General features: G+C 38.3%; 1 protein-coding gene. It reads right to left on the bottom strand.

The window, feature by feature from the left end; all coding sequences use genetic code 11:
• The coding region (locus AC1DTM_RS29985) for an FGGY family carbohydrate kinase (RefSeq protein WP_477001648.1) at positions 1 to 739 on the bottom strand (739 nt) is incomplete at both ends.

The raw sequence follows: 739 nt of genomic DNA, 5'->3' as shown, positions 1-739 counted from the left end.
TTGCAAGAACACCATCACTTGCACCAATAACAACTGGAGTATCCTCACTAATCCCCATCTTTTGTGCTAATTCCGGCTTCATTCCCGATAAAATATATGTAGTCGGTACAGGTGTTGATAATTGTTCTGGTGACATATTTAACATAGTTAAAACATCTTCATCCCAGTTTAATGTTTCTAAATTAAATAACCCAGTAGCAGATGCGATAGAATAATCAACTACATAGCGTGAGAACAATTGATAAATGACATACTCTTTAATAGAAATAAATTTATGAGCAGTTCTGAATAAATCCGATTCTTCTTCTTTCATCCACAGTAACTTAGAAAGTGGTGACATCGGATGAATTGGTGTACCAGTTCTTCTATAAATGTCATGACCATTCATTTGTTGTAAAAGTTTTTCTGATTGTTTTGTGCTTCGATTATCTGCCCAAATGATAGAGCGCGTTAACGGCGCACCGTTTTCATCTACTGCAATTAAGGCATGCATTGCTGTACTAATCCCGATAGAAGAAATATCTTCCGGTAACACATTACTCTTCTCGATGGCAACGCTTACAGTTTTGTATACAGCAGCACATATTACATCAGGATCTTGCTCCGCCCATCCGACGTTCGGTTGAATGATTGGATAATCAATTGCATGTGAAGCAACGACTTTTCCCTTTTCAGTGAATACAACCGTCTTCGTACTAGTGGTACCGATGTCAATCCCGATTACTCTCCCCCTTGTTTC

Source organism: Bacillus sp. P4_D3 (assembly GCF_056401855.1).
Note: the sequence above shows the minus strand (reverse complement) of the source record. Positions and strands in the feature narration are given on the sequence as shown.